The sequence below is a fragment of the Streptomyces sp. URMC 123 genome (genome assembly GCF_051386515.1).
GTDB lineage: Bacteria > Actinomycetota > Actinomycetes > Streptomycetales > Streptomycetaceae > Streptomyces.
Genome location: NZ_JBPQTV010000395.1, coordinates 1 through 5,281, shown reverse-complemented (window position 1 = coordinate 5,281; position 5,281 = coordinate 1). Strand labels below are relative to the sequence as shown.

The 5,281-nt window shown below is 72.3% G+C and carries 3 protein-coding genes; 1 reads left to right on the top strand and 2 read right to left on the bottom strand.

Annotation, left to right across the window (positions count from 1 at the left end):
* Positions 1 to 108: 108 nt before the first annotated feature.
* Positions 109 to 1,914: a phosphoenolpyruvate carboxykinase (GTP) gene (locus tag ACSNOD_RS27975; protein ID WP_436769860.1), complete on the bottom strand. Its 1,806-nt coding sequence runs from the start codon at positions 1,912 to 1,914 to the stop codon at positions 109 to 111.
* A 302-nt stretch (positions 1,915 to 2,216) separates the two neighbouring features.
* Here ACSNOD_RS27975 and trhA point away from each other — a divergent pair, with 302 nt between their 5' ends.
* A complete protein-coding gene (trhA, locus tag ACSNOD_RS27970; RefSeq protein ID WP_436769859.1) occupies positions 2,217 to 2,960 on the top strand; it encodes a PAQR family membrane homeostasis protein TrhA in 744 nt (247 codons plus the stop codon).
* 113 nt (positions 2,961 to 3,073) lie between these two features.
* Here the strand turns inward: trhA and ACSNOD_RS27965 are convergent, their stop codons facing one another.
* Positions 3,074 to 5,221: a thioredoxin domain-containing protein gene (locus ACSNOD_RS27965; RefSeq protein WP_436769858.1), complete on the bottom strand. Its 2,148-nt coding sequence runs from the start codon at positions 5,219 to 5,221 to the stop codon at positions 3,074 to 3,076.
* Between the last annotated feature and the right edge of the window lie 60 nt (positions 5,222 to 5,281).

Here is a 5,281-nt window from a genome sequence, read left to right as displayed (position 1 = left end):
CGGGCCGCCGGGCGCGTCGCCGAACACATCGCGCGGCCGCCAGCCGGACGGGCCACGGGCCCAGCCGCAGCCGGTGAGCCGCGGCCCGATGAGCGGGGTGGGGTCGATCTAGCCGAGCCGCCGCACCAGCGCCCGGTACTCGTCCCACAGCTCCTTCGGCGTGTGGTCACCGAAGGTCTCCAGGTGCGAGGGGACCAGCGCGGCCTCCTCGCGCCAGACCTCGGCGTCCACCGTCAGCAGCAGATCGAGGTCCGCCTCGTCGATGTCGAGGCCGTCCGTGTCGAGGGCCTCCTTGGTCGGCAGCACGCCGATCGGCGTCTCGACGCCCTCGGCCTTGCCCTCCAGCCGCTCCACGATCCACTTGAGCACGCGGCTGTTCTCACCGAAGCCCGGCCACACGAAGCGGCCCGTGGCGTCCTTGCGGAACCAGTTCACGTAGTAGATCTTCGGCAGCTTCTCCGGGTCGGCCGACTGCCCGATCTTCACCCAGTGACCCATGTAGTCACCCATGTTGTAGCCGCAGAACGGCAGCATGGCGAACGGGTCGCGGCGCAGCTCGCCGACCTTGCCCTCGGCCGCGGCGGTCTTCTCGGACGCGACGTTGGCCCCCAGGAAGACACCGTGCTGCCAGTCGAACGACTCGGTCACCAGCGGGACGGCAGTGGCGCGCCGACCGCCGAAGAGGATGGCCGAGATCGGCACGCCCTTGGGGTCCTCCCACTCGGGCGCGATGGTGGGGCACTGGGCCGCCGGCACGGTGAACCGGGCGTTGGGGTGGGCCGCCGGGGTGTCGCTGTCCGGGGTCCAGTCGTTGCCCTTCCAGTCCGTGAGGTGCGCGGGCTTGTCCTCGGTCATGCCCTCCCACCACACGTCGCCGTCGTCGGTCAGCGCGACGTTGGTGAAGACGGAGTTGCCGAACAGCGTCTTCATGGCGTTGGCGTTGGTGTGCTCGCCGGTGCCGGGCGCGACGCCGAAGAACCCGGCCTCGGGGTTGATGGCGTACAGCCGGCCGTCCTCGCCGAAGCGCATCCAGGCGATGTCGTCGCCGATGGTCTCGACCGTCCAGCCGGGGATGGTCGGCTCCAGCATGGCGAGGTTGGTCTTGCCGCAGGCGGACGGGAAGGCCGCGGCCACGTACTTCGCCTCGCCCTGCGGCGGGGTGAGCTTGAGGATGAGCATGTGCTCGGCCAGCCAGCCCTCGTCGCGCGCCATCACGGAGGCGATGCGCAGCGCGTAGCACTTCTTGCCCAGCAGCGCGTTGCCGCCGTAGCCGGAGCCGTACGACCAGATCTCCCGGCTCTCGGGGAAGTGCGAGATGTACTTGGTGGAGTTGCACGGCCACGGCACATCGGCCTGGCCGGGCTCCAGCGGGGCGCCCAGGGTGTGCACCGCCTTGACGAAGAAGCCGTCCTCGCCCAGCTCGTCGAGGACGGCCTGGCCCATGCGGGTCATGGTGCGCATGGAGACGGCGACGTACGCGGAGTCGGTGAGCTCCACGCCGATCGCGGAGAGCGGGGAGCCGAGCGGGCCCATGCAGAACGGGACGACGTACAGGGTGCGGCCGCGCATGGAGCCCCGGAAGATGCCCTGCTCGCCGGAGAAGATCTCCCGCATCTCGTCGGGGTGCTTCCAGCGGTTGGTCGGGCCGGCGTCCTCCTCCTTCCGCGAGCAGATGAAGGTGCGGTCCTCGACCCGGGCGACATCGCTCGGGTCGGACGCGGCGTAGTACGAGTTGGGGCGCTTGACCGGGTCGAGCCGCTTGAACGTTCCCTTGGCGACGAGCTCCTCGCACAGACGCTCGTACTCCGCTTCCGAGCCGTCGCACCATACGACCTGGTCGGGCTGGGTGAGGGCGGCGATCTCATCGACCCACGCGATGAGTTCCTGGTGGTTGGTGGGGGTGGTGGGAGCCACGGGGGTCCGGGGGCCGCCCCCAGAAGACACAGCGCTGCGCGCCACGATCGCTCCGTCCCGCCGGAATCCGCACGCTCCGGCGTCACATGTTGAGGGTTGAGCGGACCTTGTCGCATATGTCCGCATTTCAAGGTATCTGCCCCGTGGGGGCCGCGACCCGGACGCTGCCACCGCTCATCCGGTGCCGACCGCACTCATTTGATCATCCGACCCCGAGGGGGATCTGTCCAGGGGGCACCCCCGTGAGCATCACCACTCGGGATCTCGATGGAACCTACGGGGGCGTAGGTAGCATTGCGGTCATGAATCCCGCCGCGTCCGACGACCTCGCGACCCGCACGCAACCGGCCGTGAACTCGGCCGGGAATTCCGCCTCCCGACCGGCCGTCACACCCATCGACCTGCCCTCCCCGGTGAAGCCGCGGCTGCGCGGCTGGCTGCACGCCGGGATGTTTCCGGCCGTGCTCGCCTCGGGAATCTTCCTGACCGCCCTGGCCGACAGCACCCGGGGACGCATCGCCTGTGCCGTGTACACCCTCACCGCCTGTCTGCTGTTCGGCGTGAGCGCCCTCTACCACCGCGGCAATTGGGGCCCGCGCGCGAGCGGAGTGCTACGGCGCCTCGATCACGCGAACATCTTCCTGATCATTGCCGGTACGTATACCCCGCTCACCATGCTGCTCATTCCGGGCGGACGGGGACAGGCACTCCTGTGGGCGGTGTGGGCCGCCGCCATCGCCGGCATAGCCTTCAGGGTGTTCTGGGTGGGCGCCCCGCGCTGGCTCTACACACCCTGCTACATCGCGATGGGCTGGGCCGCGATCTTCTTCCTGCCCGACTTCCTCCGCAAGGGCGGCATCGCGGTGCTCGTCTGCGTGATCATCGGCGGGCTGCTCTACAGCGCGGGCGGGGTCATCTACGGCATCAAGCGGCCGAACCCCTCACCGCGGTGGTTCGGCTTCCACGAGGTGTTCCACTCCTTCACGCTGGCCGCGTTCGTGGTGCACTACGTGGGGATCTCGCTGGTGGCCTACCAGCACGCGTGACCGGGCGCCGGCCGCCGCGAGCGGTCGGCCCGGTCGACCGTCCGGCCGCCTTCGAAAGGCCGGTCCGCCCGGCCCTGCGGCCGCCTTCGAACGGCCGACGCCGGCTCGAACCGTCAGTGCCCGCCCCCGAGGCGGGCCGCGAGCTCGCCGGGGTCGCCGGTCGGCGCGTCACAGGTGAAGTGCCGGCAGACGTACGCCGCCGGGCGCCCGCCCAGCAGCGAGCGCCCGCGCAGCAGCGGTACGGACTCCTCCGGCTCCTCGCCGCCCGCCCCCGCCGCGGCCGGCTCGCCGAGGGCGACCACCGCCCCGGGGGCCGTGCCCAGCAGCGCCGCCCGGTGCAGCGCGGCCGTCGCGGGATCGTCCGCGGGGCCCACGACGGCGACCTCCCGCGGCCCGTCGAGCGCCGCCTCGGCCACCGCGAGCCCCCAGCCGATGAAGCGGGGGGCGCGGCCGCTCAGCGCCGTCACCACGGCCAGGGCCCGCTCGGCGGCCGTACGGTGCTCCGCCGACCCCGTACAGGCCGCGTACGACAGCAGCGCGCCGGCGGCGGCCGACCAGCCGGAGGGGGTGGCTCCGTCGGTGGGGTCCTGGGGGCGGCGGATCAGCGGCTCGCTGTCGTCGGCGGTGTCGTAGAGCGCGCCGTCCTCGGCGGTGAAGTGCCGCAGTACGGTGTCGAGCAGCAGGCCCGCGAACTCCACCCAGACGCCCTCACCGGTGACGGCGGACAGCGCGAGGAAGCCCTCGGCGACGTCCGCGTAGTCCTCCAGCACCCCGTGGTTGGCCCCGGGCGCGCCGCCCAGCGAGGTACGGGTGAGCCGGCCGCCCGTGTCCATGTGGACCCGCACCAGGAGGTCGGCGGTGTCCAGGGCGGCCTCGATCAGGTCCGGCCGGTCGAAGTAGGCGCCGACCTCGGCGAGGGCCGCCACCGCCAGCCCGTTCCAGGCGGCGACGACCTTGTCGTCGCGCCCGGGGCGGGGCCGCCGCTCGCGGGCCTCGCGCAGCCGCCGCGTGATGCCGGCGATGCGCTGGGCGTCGGTCAGCCCGCGGGCGGGCAGCTGCAGTACGGACGCGCCGTGCTCGAAGGTGCCCTCCTCGGTGACCCCGAAGTACTCGGCCGCCAGCCGGGCGTCGTCCTCGCCCAGTACGGAGCGCAGTTGGTCGGGGGTCCAGACGTAGAAGGCGCCCTCGGCGTGCGGGGCCTCAGTACGGGTGTCGGCGCCTGCCGCCGTGGGAAGCGTTCCGTGTGTTCCAGGGGCTGCTCCGGGGGCTGCTCCGGGAGCGCCGTCGAACAGTGGGCTGTCCGCGTCGAGGGCGGAGGCGAAGCCGCCCTCGGAGGTGCGCAGTTCGCGCACCATGAAGTCGGCGGTCTCCAGGGCCACCCGCCGGGCGAGGTCCGAGCCGGTGGCCCGCCACAGATGGGCGTAGACGCGGCACAGCAGGGCGTTGTCGTAGAGCATCTTCTCGAAGTGGGGCACCACCCACTCGCGGTCCACGGAGTAGCGGGCGAAGCCGCCGCCGAGCTGGTCGTAGATACCGCCGCGGGCCATCGCCTCGCAGGTGTCCCGGGCCATCTGGAGGGCGCCTTCGGAACCGGTGCGGGCGTGGTGGCGCAGCAGGAACTCCAGCACCATGGACGGCGGGAACTTGGGCGCCCCGCCGAAGCCGCCGTGCCGGGCGTCGTACTCGCGGGTGAGGCCGAGCAGCGCGGCGTGCAGGTCCCCCTCGGCGGGCGGCCGGGTCGCCGCGTCGCCCAGGGCCAGGGAGCGGGAGGCGAGGTCGCGCACGATGCGCCCGGCCACCTCGCCGACCTCCGCGCGCCGGTCGGTCCAGGCCGCCCGGACGCCCTCCAGCACCTGCCGGAAGGACGGCATGCCGTGCCGGGGCTCGGGCGGGAAGTAGGTGCCGAAGTAGAAGGGCTCGGCGTCGGGGGTGAGGAAGACGGTCATGGGCCAGCCGCCCTGGCCGGTCGCGGCCTGCACCGCCTCCATGTAGACGGCGTCGACGTCGGGCCGCTCCTCGCGGTCGACCTTGACGGAGACGAAGTGGGCGTCGAGGAAGGCGGCCGTCTCCTTGTCCTCGAACGACTCGCCCGCCATCACATGGCACCAGTGGCAGCTCGAATACCCCACGCTGAGCAGCACGGGGACGTCCCGTCGGCGCGCCTCCTCGAACGCCTCCGGCGACCACGGCCACCAGTCGACGGGGTTGTCGGCGTGCTGGAGGAGGTAGGGGGACGTCTCGGCGGCGAGTCGGTTGGCCATGTCTCCATCCTGTCGCATCGAAGCGGGGAGCGCGGCGGGGAGAGGCGGGGCGCTTTCGGG